The organism is Halomonas litopenaei, assembly GCF_017303055.1.
GTDB lineage: Bacteria > Pseudomonadota > Gammaproteobacteria > Pseudomonadales > Halomonadaceae > Halomonas > Halomonas litopenaei_A.
In genome coordinates, this window is sequence record NZ_JAEKJT010000005.1 from 1 (window position 1) to 17,143 (window position 17,143).

Genomic DNA, 17,143 nt, shown 5'->3' on the forward strand with positions numbered 1-17,143 from the left:
TCGCCCGCGTTATCGATCTGCAGGGTAAGGGTGTCACCGGCCTGGGTCCCGGCAGTCAGACCAACGCTGGCCTGAACCCCATCGGACAGCTCAGCAGCGTTGACGCCATCCGCGGCCTCAGCGATTGCCAGCGTCGGGGCGTCGGTGCCGGCGTCGCCGCCAGGGCTGGTCGCATCCACCGTGAAGTCGACGCTGCTGGAGGCAGCGGAGCTATTACCGGCAGCGTCGGTAATCACCGCCGCGACACTATAGTCGCCATCGGTTAGTGCATCGCTTGGGATCACCACCGTGGCGCTACCTGCGTCGACGTCGTCCGCCGTCACGGTGTAGGTCACGTCGTCCGCGTTATCGATCTGCAGGGTAAGGGTGTCACCGGCCTGGGTCCCGGCAGTCAGACCGACGCTGGCCTGAACCCCATCAGACAGCTCAGCAGCGTTGATGCTGTCGTCCTCAGCCTCGGCAATCGCCAGAGTCGGGGCATCGGTATCGGCGTCACCGCCAGGACTGGTAGTATCCACGCTCAGTTCAAAGGCGTCGCTCGGCTCTGACGTATTGCCGGCGGCATCCGTCGCTGTGACCGTCAGGCTATGGCTGCCCTCGGCCAGGGGGTCGGTCGGGGTGAAGGTCCAGGTGCCGCTCCCGTTCGCTTCGACGGACCCCAACTCGGTATCGCCATCGAATATGGTTACCGTACTGCCTGCCTCGGCGGTGCCGGACAGCGCTGGAGTGGTGTCATCGGTACTATCACCGCTAGTCAGCGCCCCGGTGATATCACCGGTATTGTCCTGAACCTGGACGATGGCCGGCACTTCTGGCGCTTCGGTATCCACGCTCAGTTCAAAGGCGTCACTTGGATCCGAGGTATTATCGGCGGCATCAGTCGCAGTGACCGTCAGGCTATGGCTGCCCTCGGCCAGCGGGTCGGTCGGAGTGAAGGTCCAGGTACCGCTCCCATTCGCTTCGACGGTCCCCAACTCGGTATCGCCATCGAATATGGTTACCGTACTGCCCGCCTCTGCTCTACCGGAAAGCGTCGGAGTGGTATCGTCAGTGCTGTCTCCGCTGGCCAACTGCCCGGTGATGTCGCCTTCGTCGTCCACCCCCACCGAGATGGTCGGCGCGGCTGGAGCCAGGGTGTCATCCAGAGAGGTATCTACCGCTACCGAGGTTGTCGGACTGATGTTCCCGACCTCGTCGATCGCCACCACTACCACCATGGTGCCGTCGGTCAGCGGAGAAGAAGGTGCCACCGACCAATCACCGGTCCTTGGGTCTGCCTCAACCCGCATTATCGTGGTGCCATCGCCGCGGATGTCAATCTCGACCATGCATCCCGGCTCAGCCTTGCCACTGATCACGGTTCCGTCGGTCGGATTGGTGAGTGGCGCGTCTGGAGCGTTAGTATCCACGCTCAATTCGAAGGCGGAGCTCGGCTCCGAAGTGTTGCCGGCGGGATCCGTCGCTGTGACCGTCAAGCTATGGCTGCCCTCGGCCAGCGGAGTGGTAGGGGTGAAGGTCCAGTTACCGCTCCCGTTAGCCTCGACAGTACCCAACTCGGTATCACCATCGAATATGGTCACCGTGCTGCCCGCCTCGGCGGTGCCAGACAGTGTCGGAGAGGTGTCGTCGGTGCTGTCACTGCTGGTTAGTGCCCCGGTGACGCCACCTTCATCGTCCGCGACTTCTGCAATGCTCGGGGTCGCCGGGGCAGCAGCATCTACCGTCAACGATGCTTCCGGGCTGGTGTTGCCCGCCGCATCGGTCGCTGTCACCGTGACGATAGAAGCGTCAACCAACGGCGAAGAGGGCTCCGCCGACCACTCTCCAGTTGTCTCATCAGCGACGATCGTCAAGTCCACCGTGCCATCGCCATCGAGGTCGACGTTGATCGTGCTTCCAGGTTCAGCACTGCCGCTGATGACAGTGCCGTCACTCGGATTCAGGGTCGGAACATCGGGCGCGGTGGTATCGACCGTGACCTCAACGGCATCACTCGCCTCCGAGGTGTTGCCGGCGGCATCGGTGGCAGTGACTGTCAGGCTGTGACTACCTTCGGCCAGCGGCTCGCTGGGGGTGAAGCTCCAGTTGCCGCTATCGTCCGCAATAACGGTACCCAGCACGGTATCGCCGTCACGAATGGTAATGGTGCTGCCCGCTTCAGCGCTGCCGGACAGCGTCGGGGTGGTGTCGTCGGTGCTGTCGCCGCTAGCCAAAAGACCAATGACGCCCCCCGTATCATCGCGGATGTCTTCAATCTGAGGAGCTGGCGGTGCTATCTGATCAGAACTGCCGTCGCTATCTTGGTCACTGCCATCGTCGCTGCCGTCATCACTGACCGGGGCGTCATCGCTATCATCGCTGCTGCCATCATCGGATGCCGCAGCTGCCAGACCCGCAGCGGCGGCACCGCCAAGAATCGCAGCGCCAATCCAGCCGCTGCCACCCTCTTCAGCTACAGCCACCATCTCGAAGCCGGCCATGTCAGGCTGAGGGACATACTGCGCAGCAACGACGCCGTTGTCGGCGGCTGGCGCCAGGTCCGCCCAGGCCACCCCGCCCTCGCTATTTAAGAGGTAAAGCTCGCTCTGGCCTGCGCCCGCGTCGGAATAAAACCCGGCGATCTTCAACGTCTGGCCGTTGGCCATCTCGACAATGAGATCGTCGCCGTCTCTAACAAGGGAAATGACATCCTCAGGGCTTATATCCAGCAATACCTTGCTCGACGTCTCGAGAACAAGCTCCCCCTCGACCTCCCACGCGACAGCCTCGGATAAAGTTTCATCCAGACGGCTTACTTTGACAGTCATTCCCATGCGACACCCCTTGTCAGTTCCTTTGGCTTCCTGCGCTTTTCGCTCTGGCTCACAGCAAGCCCAACTTATTTTCATAGAGGACTTGTGATTAACCATGTAAGGCAAAGGAACCTGGAGAGGCAAGAGGGAAAAATCGATATTACTGGTGAGAAAAACCGTTTAAAAATCGGTTAAATAAAAAAACAATATATAAAACATGTTTCTTTGCAGATGGAGATGTAAGCATGCTAACAGGAGAGAAATGCAACCAATTGATAAAAAAACATTTTTTTATCTATTCTTTATTTTAAGAAACGTATATTTAGTAAAGGATATTGTTACAACAAGAAACTTTGGATATGACTGAACAGTTCGACGACAACGCTTTTTAAACACATAACTTCTTTAACACCAGACTGTTCGACAAAAGGTGAATTGATGAAAAAATTCGCATTCGCTAGCGGCTTATGCCTGGCATGAAAACACTCCATGCCAACATTGCATTCATGTTGAATAGGCTCAGTCGACAGAAAGATCGCTCAACCGCGGAGGCGGTAACATGCACCCACGGACCGGCGAGATAGACCTCTCACAGATCGGGCTGAACACCTCTTAGCCGCAGCCACATGCCAAAATGACAGTGGCTCTCCTTGGGTATCCGCCAGTTCAGGTGAAGAAAGTATCAGCCGCAAAAAAACTGGAAACAGCGCCTTGTCCCACAATTTCCATCGACATGAAGGGTTCCACTGGGCCCGGCTACCTCAACGCTAGCACTCCAACGAGCTAGCGCTACTCAGAAAGCCGCGACGACAACGGCTACCAGTCGGATCTATCGCCATCGAGTTGGCAATACACACGCTGCAGGTAGCCGTGGGCTCGAGGGACGATGGCGCGAAATGGCATCAGTGCCTTTAGAGATATTGCCTCCTCACGGCGATACCACCGGCAACCACAGCCATAGCGCCAGCAGTGCCGCCAGCAGCACGGGCGGAGTAATGACGATGCCGACCTTCATGTACTGCCCCCAGCTGATATGGGTGCCCTTGTCGGCCAGTACATGCAGCCACAGCAGCGTCGCCAGGCTACCGATGGGGGTGAACTTGGGCCCGAGATCGTTGCCGATCACATTGGCGTAGACCATCAGCTCCCGGGTCAGCTCGCTGACCTGGGCCTGGTCGATGGCCAGCGCCCCGACCAGGGTGGACGGCATGTTGTTCATGACCGACGCCAGCAGCGCCGACGCCAGACCGGTCCCCAGGGTGGCTACCAGGGTGCCCTGTTCACCCAGCCAGGTCAGCAGGGCGCTGGCATCTGCCGTCAGCCAGGCATTGCCGAGCCCGTAGACCACCAAGTACATGCCCACGGAGAACAGCACGATCTGCCAGGGCGCTCCCTTGAACACCTTGGGCAGGGAGATCACGCTACGCCCACCCTGGACCCAGCGCCCCGCCAGCGCCACCAGGATCAGCGCGGCGGATCCGGTCACTACCGCCACCGGCACGCCCAGCGGTGCAGTGACAAAGAAGGCCACCAGCAGCGCCGTCAGCACCGGGAAAGCAGCGCGAAACACCAGCGGGTCGCGAATCGCCTGACGCGGCTCTTCCAGCAAGGCCACGTCGTACTGCCCAGGAATGTCGCGACGAAACATCCAGCCCAGTACCACCAGGGTGGCCGCCAGCGACACCAGGTCCACCGGCACCATCACCATGGCGTAACGATTGAAGGAAATGTCGAAGTAGTTGGCGCTGACAATGTTGACCAGGTTGGAGATGATCAACGGCAGGCTGGTGGAGTCGGCAACAAAGCCCGTGGCGATGATGAAGGCCAATGACGCCTGGGGAGAAAACTTGAGGCGGACCAGAATGGCCATGACGATGGGCGTCAGCAGAAGCGCCGCACCATCGTTGGCAAAGAAGGCCGCGATGACCGCCCCCAGCAAGATAATCAGCGGAAACAAGCGACGGCCGTTGCCACCGCCCCAACGGGCCACGTGCAGCGCCGCCCAGGCAAAGAACCCGGCCTCATCCAGGATCAGCGAGATCAGGATCAGGGCGACAAAGGTGAAGGTCGCGTCCCACACGATATCCCATACCACCAGCACATCGGGCAGGTCGACGACGCCAGCCACCAGGGCAACCAGCGCGCCGCCGAGGGCGCTGGTACCGATGCCGAGCCCCTTCGGCTGCCAGATCACCAGCACCAGGGTCACCACAAAAATAGCAAAGGCCAACATGCTCGACTCCCTGTCAAAGACTGTCCTGATTGACCCGCGCCGACAGCGCCTCGGCGCTTTCCACCCGCTCGGAGTAGCGCTGGGTCAGGTAGCGCGCACGGTCGCGATTGAGCCAGGTGAACTTCACCAGCTCTTCGCAGACATCGACGATACGCAGATACAACGGTGACAGACGCATCCGGCCCGCCTCGTTGAATTCATTGAATGCCTTGGGCACCGAGGACTGATTAGGGATGGTCAGCATGCGCATCCAGCGCCCCAGAATGCGCATCTGGTTGACGGTATTGAAGCTCTGACTACCGCCACATACCTGCATCAACGCCAGGGTCTTGCCCTGGGTGGGACGTACCCCGCCCAGTGACAGCGGCAGCCAGTCGATCTGTGCCTTCATCACCGAGGTCATGGCGCCATGGCGTTCCGGACTGACCCACACCATGCCTTCGGCCCAGGTCGCCAGCTCACGCAGCTCGGCCACCTTGGGATGACCGGCCTCGGCGCCGTCAGGCAACGGCAGTCCTGCCGGGGAAAACGTGCGCACCTCTGCGCCGAAAGCCGTCAGCAGCCGCGCCGCCTCCTCGGCGACCAGGCGCGAGTAGGAGCGCTCGCGCAGCGAGCCGTACAGCACCAGAATGCGCGGGGCATGGCGCGGAGCATCGGCGGGTACCAGGGCATCTACATCGATGGCCTGGAAGTGCTCGGGATCAATGTTCGGCAGATCATGCAACAAGGATGCTGCGGTCATGAGTTGCCCTCCTTGAGGGTCACGATATCGCCATCTTCCTTGGTGAAGGTGCCCCCCACACGCGACAGCGGAGCCGCCAGCAGGTCAAGCACGCGCTCGGAGGGCCGGCACAAGGCGGTGCCCAGGTCGGTGACCACGATGGGCCGATTGATCAGGATGGGATGCGCCATCATGGCGTCGATCAACGCCTCGTCCGACAGGTGTGGCTGTTCAAGGCCCAGCTCTGCGTAGGGCGTCCCTTTCTGGCGCAGCAATGCCCTCGGCGTAATGCCCATGGCATCGATCAGCGCGACCAGGCGTTCACGGCTGGGCGGCGTCACCAGGTACTCGATGACCTCTGGGGTCTCGCCGGAGGCCTTGAGCATCGCCAGGGTATTACGTGAGGTACCGCAGGCTGGGTTGTGATAGATCAGGGTCATGGTCGGGGTCGCTCCGTCAGGTGGGGTCGCTACAGCCAGGCGTCATCAGGTCGGCCAGCGGATGACACACCTCAGGACGTCCGGCGCAGCAATCGCGCACCAGGAAGTCGAGTGTCCTGGCCATGTGCGCCAGATCTGCCCGATAGACGATCGAGCGACTTTCCCGGCGCTGGCTGACCAGCCCAGCGCGGCTGAGCACGCCAAGGTGGGCCGATAGGGTGTTGTGGGGCACCTCCAGCAAGCGCGCCAATTCCCCCGCCGGTAGGCCATTGGGCTCATGCCGCACCAGCAGGCGAAAGGCCGCCAGCCGAGTAGGCTGGGACAGCGCCGCGAAGGTATCGAGAGTCGGTTGAAAGTCTTTAGTGTCCATATGTCCGGAATTATGGACATATTGATCGATACGTCAACCCTGGAGTGACTAGTCTGGCGGCAACGGCATGGGGCAACGGCATAGAGCAGCCGGTGATGGGAGCCCGGCCGAAGCCCCACGGACAGACTGATGACCGGTGATTCGCCGGTGCCCTTGCAGTCATAAAAAAAACAGCGCGCCCCGGAGAGGACGCGCCGTTTTTGCATGGGGATGGGGAGAGAAATGGGGCAAGCCCCACGCCACCCCCTTTTACAGATAGTTGAACAACGACAGGTCACGAATACCGACGAAAGCCTGCTGGGCGGCCTGCATGCCCACCTGGCGCAGACTGTACTCAGAGATCGCCTGGTTGTAGTCCAGGTCGACCAGATCCGACATGGTCTGGGCGTAGTTGAGTTCACGGTTGCCGCTGACCGAGTCGATCACGTCCAGCTCATTGAGCCGTGCGCCGACCGAGGCGCGCTTGGTCAGCACGTTGTCGAGGCTGGCATCCAGCTCGCGCATGGCGCCGTTGAGGGTGTTCTCCAGCGTCGCTTGCTGGGCGGGTGTGTCCGCCGGCGCTTCGAGCACCGCCAACACCTTCTCGAAGGTGGTAAAGACGTTGGTGTTCATCTCGTCGGCGGGGCCGAACACGACGGTATCGCCTGCCACAGGCTCGCCTTCGAGCTCGAGGCGCAGGCCTCCCACCTCTATCGTGGTGCCATCGGCTGCAAAGGGCTGATCCTCGAACGCAGCGCCGGCGCTGACCCAGTTGCCGCTATTGTTCTCGACCTCGACCTTGACGCTGTAGGTGGGCGCATCCGCCGTGCCACCGAACTCGACCCGGTAGCGATCGCCATAGCCGGCATTACCGGTGTCGACGACATCGGGGCCGGCAAAGGTCACGCTACCGGCATTGGTGCTGCCCTGCTCAGCCACGTAGCCCGCGCCGCTGGGCACGCTGGTAAAAATGGCGGCACCGGTATCCCCCACCGGCATCTTGCGCGAGGCGTCGACCTGCTGCTTGCGCACCTGATCGGCGCCAGCGTACTCGATGCCACTGCCAAAGTCCTTGAACGGTTCGCTGCCATCGGCATAGCCACCGAACAGGTAGCGTCCATTGCCATCGGTCGCATTGGCCTGACCGATCATCGTCTCGTAGATACCGCGCAAGTCGCTGGCGATGGACTGACGGTCGGCATCGCTGAGGGTGCCGTTGGCCGCCTGAATCACCAGGGTCTTGGCACTGGCCAGCGCGTCGCTGACGCTATTGAGCACGCTTTCTTCCTGGGACAGCGCATTGCGTGCGCTGACCCTGGCATCGGTGTACTGCTGGGTCACCGCCTGGGCCTGGCTGACCGACACCGCGCGAGAGGCCGCCTGGGGATCATCCGACGGGTTGACCACTCGGCGCCCGGTCGCCAATTGCTGGCTCAGGTGCATGAAGTCGGACTGCTGACGGTTCAGTGAGCTGACGCTCTGGTCAAACATGGTAACGGTGCTGATACGCATGACCTGATGCTCCTTAGCCTCTCAGTCCAAGAATGGTGTCGACTACCGAGGTAGCGGTGTCGATGACCTTGGCATTCGCCTGGTAATACTGCTGATAGCGGATCAGATTGGCTGCCTCTTCGTCCAGGTTGACCCCGGACTCGGACAGCTTGACCGCGCTGAGCTGCTCGGTCAGCCCCTGCTGAGCCGCCAGATTGACCTGCACCACATTGGTCCGGTTGCCCACGTCGCTGACCAGTGACGCGTAGGCCTGGCTGAGCGTCGCGCTGCCACCGACAGTGAGCGCATCCTGCAGCCCCTGCATGGCCAGCGCATTTTCGTTGTCGCCGCTGGCTCCGGACAGGCCAGCCGCAATCTTGTCGGGATCGCTGATGGCGGTCTCGAATTCACCGGCAGCGCGACGCACCGGCTGAATCTCGAAACGGTCACCATCGGCCAGCGCCGTGGGATCGTCGATGGTGAGCGTCACGCCGCCAAAACTGAGGGTGTTCTCGACCGTATCGAAGGTCGTGGTGATCGTCTCTCCGGTATCGCTGCGGGTGACCTCGAAGGTCGGTGGTGTGGCCGCGGCATCGGTGACCCGCACCTGGTAGTCCGCCGCCTCGAGCTCGCTGATATTGGCGGTGTCGAAGCTCGCCGTCAGGGTCGCACTGCCCGTATTGGCATCGTGGGTGAAGACCCTGGGAGCGCCGATATCAAACATCGCGCCACCGTCCATACCCTCCAGGTCCTTGCCGAGGGCGTGCTGTTCGTTGAAGGCCACCGCCATGGATACCGCCAGCTGGCCGATCTGGTTCTGGGTGCGATCAAGCGTCTCGGAGCGGAACTGGATCAAGCCTCCCAGGGAGCCGCCCTGCAGACCGTCTTCATCCAGCACCTGCAGGCCACCCCCGGGATCCTGGTAGCCGACGACGATGCGTTGAGGGTCGCTGGGAGACGATACCGCCTTCAACTGATAGGACTGAGTGCCGGCCACCAGCGGCTGACCGCCAGGGAGATTGACGCGGTAGGAGGTACCGTCCTGGACCGTCAGTTCGACCCCGATACGCTCACTCATTTCCGTGACCAGCTGGTCGCGCTGGTTGAGCAAGGCATTGGGCGCTTCGCCGGTCTTGGCCCGCGCCAGGGCAATCTCGCGATTGAGGGAGGCCAGCGCCTCGCTCTGATTGTTGATCTGGGTGATCTCGTCGCGAATCTGGCCATTGATGCCGTCCTGCATGTCCTGCAGGTAGCTGTCAAAGGCGCGGAACTGGGCACTCAGCGTATCCGCCGCTCCCAGCACGCCCTGACGGGCAGCAGGATCAGACGGTGCCGAGGCCAGGTCTTCCATCGAGGAGAAGAAGTTCTGCATCAACGGCGCCAGACCGGCGTCCTGGTCGGCCAGCAGACTATCGATCTGGTTGACCTGGGTCTGGTAGGCATTCAACGCCGAGTAGGCGCTGATCGAGCCATTGAGCTGGTCCGCCACGTACTGATTGAACTGGCGCTCGATGTCGTTGACCTGCACCCCCTGAGTACCGCCACTTCCCTCGCCCAACACCGTGATCTCGCGGTTGTAGCCAGGGGTGTAGACGTTACTGATATTGTTGCTGGTGGTGGACAGGGCATTCTGGGCAGCATTCAGACCGCTCAAGCCGATGGAGAACATGCTCATGGTGGAATTCCTTTCGCCGATAGAAGCGTTATCGGCCAAACCGCTTCAGGCTTGAGGCCGACAGCACCATTTCGTCCGTTGCCGTGCTGCGGGTCTAGAAGACGCGGGTAGGGTTCGTCGCAATATCCGCCCGTGCCAACCAGTCTCCGCTGTCACTGGCCTGGCTGACGCTTGCCTTGCTATCGCTGGCCTGGCTGCTGGCCTGGCGGGTGCTCGCGTCAGCGCTGGCCCGCTCGACGGCGGCCACCTGGGTCGCCGCGGGAGCATCACTCAGCGGACCGAAGGTATGCATGACCGCAATCAGCTTGGCGGCATAGGCCGGGTCGGTGGCGTAGCCCCCCTGCTGCAGCGCGTGGGCGGCCGCTTCCGCATCGGGGGCCGTGGTCACAGCGGCGTAGCGCGGGTTGTCGCTGATCAAGCGGGCGTAGTCGGTAAAGGCTTCCTCGAAGGAGCCGTAGACGCGGAAGTCATCGCGAATGCGCAGGCGCTGCCCCTGCTCCACCTCGTGGGTGGTGATCCGGGTCGTGGGGCCCTCCCAGCGACTACCGGCCTTGATGCCGAACAGGTTGTGGCTGTTGCCGCCGTCGGCGGTGGCGATCTCATGACGCCCCCACCCGGTTTCCAAGGCCGCCTGCGCCAGAATCAACTCTGCCGGCACGCCTGAGGCCTGACTGGCCGCCTGGGCAGGCGCGGCCAGCTTGTCGAGGAAGGCCTGGACATGGGCCGGTGTGTCGCGTGCCTCGCGGCCACTGATCTGGGCATCCGCTGCCTGCCGATCCAGCCCCGCGGTAACGGCGCCCAGTTCATCCAGGAAGCTGGCGGGCATCTCGACCTCATCAGCGGCCGGAGCGTCGCTTCTCAATGCATTGGACAGCGGACGCGGGGTACCGCGCGGTATCCCGGCGATCAACGCCTCCACCTCCGAGCGCTGTTCTTCGCTGCTTGGCTGGGGCCCGCGCAGCTGCTGCAGCAGCTGATCCGCCAGGCCGATGCCACGGCTGGCCATGGTCTGCGACCACTGCTGGTCGAGCAAGGACTGGTAATACTGGGTCTGGCGAGATTCAGTCAGGCCGCTGCTGGGCACCGCATCGCGCATGCTCTTCATCATCATGTTGATGAACATCGCCTCGAACTGGCGCGCCGCTTCAGCGGCGGCAGCCGGATCCTGCTGGCGCGCACTGGTTTTCAGTCGCGACAGTCCCTGCATGTCCAGCGCGAAGCCCGCTTGCCCCACACTGCCCGTAGCACGGCTGGCGCCTGCCAGCGCAGACCCGGACAGACCCAGCGGAAGGCTCGACGACAGATCGGATATGGCCATCAGATGATCTCCAGCTCCGCTCTGAGTGATCCTGCCGCCTTGAGCGCTTCCAGGATCGACATCAGGTCATTGGGGGTCGCACCCAGCGCATTCAGCGCGTCCACCACGTCCAGCAGACTCGCCCCCTCAACGATCTGCAGGGTGCCCTGCTCCTCGTTGATGGTGATATCGGAGTCCGGCACGACCGCGGTATTGCCGGTCTCGCTGAAGGGCGTAGGCTGGCTGACGCCAAAGGCGGTATCGATGACGATCGACAGGTTGCCATGGGCCACCGCTGCCCGCTTCAGGGTCACGCTGCCATTGAGCACGATGGAACCGGTCCGCGAATTCAACACCACCTTGGCTCGGGCCGGCATTGGCGTCAGCTCCACACTCTCGACCCTGGCCATGAAGTTGACCCGAGAGTTGGCGTTGGTCGGCCCATTCAGCGCGATCACTCCGCCGTTGCGCGCTGACGCCACCGGGTAGTCGAACTCGTCATTGATGGCTTGCACCATGCGCTCGGCGGTGCCGAAGTCGGCCTGGTTGAGCTGCAATTCGAGCACCCCGTCGCGGCTGCCCAGCGACAGCGGCACGGTCTGCTCGACCATCGCACCACCGGCGATGCGACCCGCGGCCTGATGGCTGATCTGCACACTGGAACCGGCGGACTGCGCGCCGGCGCCGTTGATCAGCAGATTGCCCTGGGCCAGCGCGTAGACGTCTCCATCGGCCCCCTTCAGCGGGGTCATCAGCAGGCTGCCGCCGCGCAGGCTCCGCGCATTACCGATCGACGAGACCACCACATCCAGGCGATGTCCCGGCTGAGCAAAGGGCGGCAGATCGGCGGTCACCATCACCGCTGCCACGTTGCGCAACTGCATGTTGGTCCCCGGCGGCACCGTGATACCCAGCTGGGACAGCATGTTGTTGAGACTCTGGCCGGTGAACGGCGCCTGCATGGTCTGGTCGCCGGTGCCATCCAGCCCCACCACCAGGCCATACCCCACCAGCTGGTTGTCGCGCACACCGGCAAAAGTGGCCAGGTCGCGGACCTGCTCGGCGCGGGCCAGGGACGACCAGGCGCTCAGGCCGATCAGCAGCACCAGCATCAGACTGCCGAGGGTCAGGATGAAGCGACGGGAAACGGGATGTCTCATGATGCCAGGCCTAGAAGGGAGAAACGTTCAGGAAGAAGCGCTGCATCCAGCCCATGTGCTGGGCCTCGTTGATATAGCCATTGCCGACGTACTCGATACGGGCATCGGCCACCGCCGTGGAGGGCACGGTGTTCTGGGTGGTGATGAAGCGCGGATTGACGACGCCACCGAAGCGAATGAACTCGGTACCCTGGTTGATGGCGATCTGCTTCTCGCCGCGCACTCTCAGGTTGCCGTTGTTCATCACTTCGATCACCGATACGGTGATGGTGCCGGTAAAGGAGTTGTTGGCCTGGGAGCCGCCGCCGCCGGCAAAGTCCGAGTCACCGTCGATCTCGAAGCCATAGTCCAGCAGGTCTTCCAGGCCATCCGGCACCTGGGAGAAGGTCAGGCTGGAGCTGCCATCACGATCAGCGTTGGAGCGAGAGTTCTTGCTGGCGCTGACCTCTTCATCCAGCACGATGGTCAGGATGTCGCCGACGCTGCGCGGACGACGATCCTCGAACAGCGGCTGGTAGCCCCGTGCCTTCTGGAAGATCGAGCCGTTGGCCACCGGCAACGGGCGGTCGGGGATCTCGATCTGCTCTTGCTCGCCGACCACCGAGGCATGAGGAATCTGGGCACAGCCCGATAGCGCCAGCACGGCCAGCGCCAGGGCCAGCATCACCAGGCGCCGCGCTGGCCCCAGCACCGCATGAGAGCCCCCATCAACGCCAGTACGTGGCTGCCGCAGGGAAGAGTGAGTGTCAGCGTACATGGCCGGCTCCAGCGCTATCAGGGACGTGATTCAGGGTGTCAGCACGTCGATGGTCAGGGGCGTGTCAGTGACAGGCCGAGATCACAGCTGCGCCAGGCGCGCCAGCATTTCGTCGCTGGTCTGCACCGCCTTGGAATTGATCTCGTAGGCGCGCTGGGTCTCGATCATGCTGACCATCTCTTCCACCACGTTGACGTTGGACGTCTCGACGTAGCCCTGCAGCAAGCGACCGGCACCGTTCATGCCAGGCATCAGCTCATTGCGCGGCCCCGAGGAGCTGGTCTCCACGTACAGGTTGCCGCCGATGGACTGAAGCCCAGTGGCGTTGACGAAGGTCGAGATGGTGATCTGGCCGACCTCGTCGGACTCACTGGTGCCGGGCTGGGTCACCGAGACGATGCCGTCCTCGCCGATGTCCACGGACAGGGCGTTGTCAGGAATGATGATGGCCGGCTCCAGCGGATAGCCATTGGCGGTCACCATCTGGCCGTTCTCGTCGAGCTGGAAGCTGCCGTCGCGGGTAAAGGCGGTGGTGCCATCAGGCATCAGTACCTGAAAGAATCCCTTGCCGTTGATCGCCAGGTCCCGGGAGTTCTCGGTCGACTCCAGGCCACCCTGGGTATGCAGCCGTTCGGTGGCTACCGGGCGCACACCGGAACCGATCTGCATGCCGGACGGCAGGCGATCCTGGACGTTGTTCTGGGCCCCCGGCTGACGCATGTTCTGGTACAGCAGGTCCTCGAACACGGCGCGGGACTGCTTGAACCCATTGGTCGAGACGTTGGCCAGGTTGTTGGAAATCACGTCCAGCTGGACCTGCTGCGATTCCAGTCCGGTCTTGGCCGTCCAAAGCGACTTGATCATGGTGCTTCTCTCCTCGTGCCGGGCCTTGCCAGCGCCGGCCTGTATTCAGGGGCCGTGGTATCAGCCGTTCAGCGACAGCAGGCCGTTGGCTTTCTGAGCGTTTTCGTCAGCGCTCGAGATCATCTTGGTCTGCAGCTCATAGCGGCGCGCCACATCGATCATCGAGACCATGGCCTCCACCGGATTGACGTTGCTGCCTTCCAGGGCTCCGCTGACCACCGTGACCTGCTCCGCCGCCGGCAGCTCAGCTGGCTGGCCGTTGGCGCCCGTCGCACGGAACAGTCCGTCTGCGCCACGCTCCAGCTCGCCAGGCTCGGGAGCGACCAGCTTGAGTCGACCCACTTCCGCCAGGGCGTCCGGGTCCTGGCCCATGCCGATGGCGCTCAGGGTGCCGTCGGCGCCGACAAACAGCTCGGCCTCCAGCGGGATCTGAATCGGGCCGCCCTCGCCGATCACCGGACGCCCCATCGACGTCAGCAGGCCATTGGCATCGACCTGCAGGTCTCCCCGACGGGTGTAGGCCTCGCCGCCATCGTCGCCCTGCACGGCCAGAAAGCCGTCACCGTCGATGGCCAGGTCCAGGGTGCGCCCTGTGCGGGTAATCGCGCCTGGCGTGAAGTCGGTGCCTGGCGTGGTGGCGGCGGTAGAGACCCGAGTGTCCAGACGCGCTTCGCCTTCCACCGGCACCGCGCGCATGGCATGCAGCTGGGCCCGAAAACCGGAGGTGGAGGCGTTGGCCAGGTTGTGGCTGACCACCGACTGCTGTTCCATGGTCTGGCGGGCGCCACTCATGGCGGTGTAGAGCATGCGATCCATCGGCTATCCCTCTGGGGCGTCTGGGCGGCCACTGCCTGCGGCAGCGGCCGGGGCGGTCATCATCAGCGCAGGTTGATGGCGGTCTGCAGCACTTCGTCCTGGGTCTTGATAGTCTGGGAGTTGGCCTGATACGCCCGCTGGGTGACGATCATGCTGACCAGCTCCTTGGCCATGTCGACGTTGGACGTTTCGATGGCGCCGGACTGGATGCCACCCAGCAGGCCGGTGCCCGGTGCGCCTACCAGCTCCTGGCCAGAGGCGTCCGTCGCCGCCCAGGTGTTGTCACCGGCAGGGGACAGGCCTTCCGGATTACGGAAGTTGGCCAGGGCGATCTGACCGGCCGGACGGGTCTGCTCGTTGGAATAGCTGCGCACCACGGTGCCGTCGTCCTGGATGCTGATACCGACCAGGGCGCCGGAGGTATAGCCGTTCTGATTCAGTGCCGTGGTGCTGGCGCTGTTACCGAACTGGGTGGAGCCGGAGATATCGAAGGTCAGGTCCATGTCCGTGGCGGCGCCGTCGAAGTAGTCGGCGGAGGCAAAGGACATCGCAAACTGACCGTTGGCCGGCGCGGTCAGCTGACCATTTTCATCGAATTCCATAGCCATGGTCTGGGGGGCACTGGGCGTCGCCCCATCCATCAGCACCTTGCCGTCCATCGCCATGGTGCCCGTCCAGGTATTCGGCCCGGTCTTCTCGTAGTAGACCGTCACGTTGCGCGGGTTGCCGAGGGAGTCGTAGGCGGTGAAGTTGTTGGAGTAGTGATAATCCACCTGCACGTTGGTGGCGCCACCAGACCCGGCCAGAGTCACGCTGTTGGTGTCGACGCCCACTTCCTTGCGCGAGTCCAGATTGAAGGTGGTGGCCACCTCGGTGGTGGCGCTGGCCGGCATCTCATCGGCCTCGATCTGCAGCACTTCGGGCTGACCGCCGACCTGCACCTGACCGGCAGCGTTGACGCCGTAGCCCATGATGCGGGCGCCCTGGGCGTTTTGCAGGTAACCATCCGGGGTCATCGTCAGCTGGCCATTGCGGCTGTACACCACCTGGCCGTTCTGCTCCATGCGAAAGAAGCCATCGCCGCTGATGCCCAGGTCCAGGGGACGATTGGTGGATTCCAGGTTGCCGCCGCTGAAGTCCTGCAGCACCGTGGAGACCTTGGTGCCCAGGCCGATCTGGGAATTGGCGAAGACGTCGGCGAACTGGGCGCTGCCGCTCTTGTAGCCCACGGTCTGCGAGTTGGCGATGTTGTTGCCCAGCACATCCAGGCTGTCGGCGGCGGCATTCAGGCCGCTAAGCGCTTGTGAAAAGCCCATGTCACACTCCTTAGATAGTTCCCTGCGTCGATGACTCGACGATCATGTTCTCGACCTTCAGCGGCGCACGGCAGCCTCATCGGCACAGCCTGGACGTCGCCAGCGACCTCTCGACTCGCCCTACAGAATCTGGCGAATATCATTGAGCGCCACCTGGCCGTAGACCGCGCCAAGGTCGAGCATGACCTGGCCGCTGTCCGTGGCCGGGGACACACCCCCCACCTGGGCATAGTTCAAGGCGGTGACCGACAGCGCCTCACCCTCGACACCGGTGGCATCGATGCTGACGCGATAGGCACCTTCAGGGGCGGCCACACCCTCCGCGGTCATGCCATCCCACTGGAATGACTCGCTCCCCGCCGACGCCGGGCCCAGGTTGTAGCTGTTGATGACTTCGCCGGACTCGTTGGTGATGGTCACCTTGACCTCGGCCGCGGGGCTATCCAGCTCGACACCAAAGGGCGTGGAGACCGGAGTGCCATCGTCGTTGTGGGCCATGACGATGCGATCTCCGGGCACCAGCACGCCCTTTCCGATCAGCGAGGTCGCCTGCAGCGCCTGGCCGGCATTGATCTGGCCAGTGATCGACGACATGGTCTCGTTGAGATCCTCGATGCCGGATACGGTATTGATCTGAGCCAACTGCGAGGTCATCTCGCTGTTGTCCATGGGGTTGAGTGGATCCTGGTTCTGCAGCTGCGTCACCAGCATCGTCATGAAGTTGTCGCCGAGCTCATCGGAGGCCTGCTTGGAGCTGGCCTGAGCAGTCGCGGCATTGACGGCGTTATAGACGCTGGGATCAATGGTAGTGGCCATCGGCTCAGCCCTCGCCCAGGGTCAGCGTCTTGAGCATCAGCTGCTTGCTGGTGTTCATGACCTCGACGTTGGCTTGATAGGAGCGGGAGGCGGAGATCATGTTGACCATCTCGCCCACCGGGTCGACGTTGGGCATCGACACGTAGCCGGCATCGTCCGCCAGCGGGTGCTCGGGGCGGTACTCCTGACGCAGCGGAGAGGGATCCTCGACCACCTCGCGCACCGCCACACCGCCGATGCCGTCGCTGGCGGCGCGCGATTCAAACACCGCCTGGCGCGCCCGGTAGGCCTCGCCGTCGGGGCCGGCCACGCTGTCGGCGTTGGCCATATTGCTGGCGGTGACGTTCATGCGCTGAGCCTGGGCGGTCATCGCCGAGGCGGAAATATCAAAGATCGAGAACATCGACATGGAGCGC

At 62.9% G+C, this 17,143-nt stretch carries 15 protein-coding genes; all 15 read right to left on the reverse strand.

Going from position 1 to position 17,143, the window contains the following annotated elements; translation table 11 throughout:
- Positions 1-2,807 (reverse strand): Ig-like domain-containing protein (locus JF545_RS10130; RefSeq protein WP_206941840.1); only part of this gene is annotated, 2,807 nt, incomplete at its 3' end.
- 913 nt (positions 2,808-3,720) lie between these two features.
- A complete protein-coding gene (locus tag JF545_RS10135; RefSeq protein ID WP_206941841.1) occupies positions 3,721-5,025 on the reverse strand; it encodes an arsenic transporter in 1,305 nt (434 codons plus the stop codon).
- Between the two features lie 13 nt (positions 5,026-5,038).
- A complete protein-coding gene (gene arsH / locus JF545_RS10140) occupies positions 5,039-5,767 on the reverse strand; it encodes an arsenical resistance protein ArsH (protein WP_206941848.1) in 729 nt (242 codons plus the stop codon).
- Positions 5,764-6,186 (reverse strand): arsenate reductase (glutaredoxin), encoded by a 423-nt coding sequence (gene arsC / locus JF545_RS10145; RefSeq protein WP_206941850.1) that lies wholly within the window; start codon positions 6,184-6,186, stop codon positions 5,764-5,766. The genes arsH and arsC overlap by 4 nt, the downstream gene beginning before the upstream one ends.
- Before the next feature lie 16 nt (positions 6,187-6,202).
- A complete protein-coding gene (locus JF545_RS10150) occupies positions 6,203-6,556 on the reverse strand; it encodes an ArsR/SmtB family transcription factor (RefSeq protein WP_206941852.1) in 354 nt (117 codons plus the stop codon).
- Between the two features lie 249 nt (positions 6,557-6,805).
- The gene (flgL, locus tag JF545_RS10155) at positions 6,806-8,047 is read right to left on the reverse strand and encodes a flagellar hook-associated protein FlgL (RefSeq protein WP_206941853.1); all 1,242 of its coding nucleotides are present in this window, start codon (positions 8,045-8,047) and stop codon (positions 6,806-6,808) included.
- Positions 8,048-8,060: 13 nt separating this feature from the next.
- Positions 8,061-9,701 (reverse strand): flagellar hook-associated protein FlgK, encoded by a 1,641-nt coding sequence (flgK, locus tag JF545_RS10160; protein ID WP_206941855.1) that lies wholly within the window; start codon positions 9,699-9,701, stop codon positions 8,061-8,063.
- Between the two features lie 94 nt (positions 9,702-9,795).
- On the reverse strand, positions 9,796-11,019 hold the full coding sequence (gene flgJ / locus JF545_RS10165) for a flagellar assembly peptidoglycan hydrolase FlgJ (protein ID WP_206941858.1): 1,224 nt from the start codon (positions 11,017-11,019) through the stop codon (positions 9,796-9,798).
- On the reverse strand, positions 11,019-12,158 hold the full coding sequence (locus tag JF545_RS10170; RefSeq protein WP_206941860.1) for a flagellar basal body P-ring protein FlgI: 1,140 nt from the start codon (positions 12,156-12,158) through the stop codon (positions 11,019-11,021). The genes flgJ and JF545_RS10170 overlap by 1 nt, the downstream gene beginning before the upstream one ends.
- A 10-nt stretch (positions 12,159-12,168) precedes the next feature.
- On the reverse strand, positions 12,169-12,822 hold the full coding sequence (locus tag JF545_RS10175; protein WP_224851953.1) for a flagellar basal body L-ring protein FlgH: 654 nt from the start codon (positions 12,820-12,822) through the stop codon (positions 12,169-12,171).
- 174 nt (positions 12,823-12,996) lie between these two features.
- Positions 12,997-13,779: a flagellar basal-body rod protein FlgG gene (gene flgG / locus JF545_RS10180; RefSeq protein WP_206941865.1), complete on the reverse strand. Its 783-nt coding sequence runs from the start codon at positions 13,777-13,779 to the stop codon at positions 12,997-12,999.
- A gap of 60 nt (positions 13,780-13,839) precedes the next feature.
- A complete protein-coding gene (gene flgF, locus JF545_RS10185) occupies positions 13,840-14,595 on the reverse strand; it encodes a flagellar basal-body rod protein FlgF (protein ID WP_206941867.1) in 756 nt (251 codons plus the stop codon).
- Between the two features lie 62 nt (positions 14,596-14,657).
- On the reverse strand, positions 14,658-15,911 hold the full coding sequence (gene flgE / locus JF545_RS10190) for a flagellar hook protein FlgE (RefSeq protein WP_206941869.1): 1,254 nt from the start codon (positions 15,909-15,911) through the stop codon (positions 14,658-14,660).
- 120 nt (positions 15,912-16,031) lie between these two features.
- Positions 16,032-16,727, reverse strand: coding sequence for a flagellar hook assembly protein FlgD (gene flgD / locus JF545_RS10195; protein ID WP_206941871.1), 696 nt, complete (start codon positions 16,725-16,727; stop codon positions 16,032-16,034).
- A 4-nt stretch (positions 16,728-16,731) separates the two neighbouring features.
- A complete protein-coding gene (gene flgC / locus JF545_RS10200) occupies positions 16,732-17,136 on the reverse strand; it encodes a flagellar basal body rod protein FlgC (RefSeq protein WP_206941873.1) in 405 nt (134 codons plus the stop codon).
- Between the last annotated feature and the right edge of the window lie 7 nt (positions 17,137-17,143).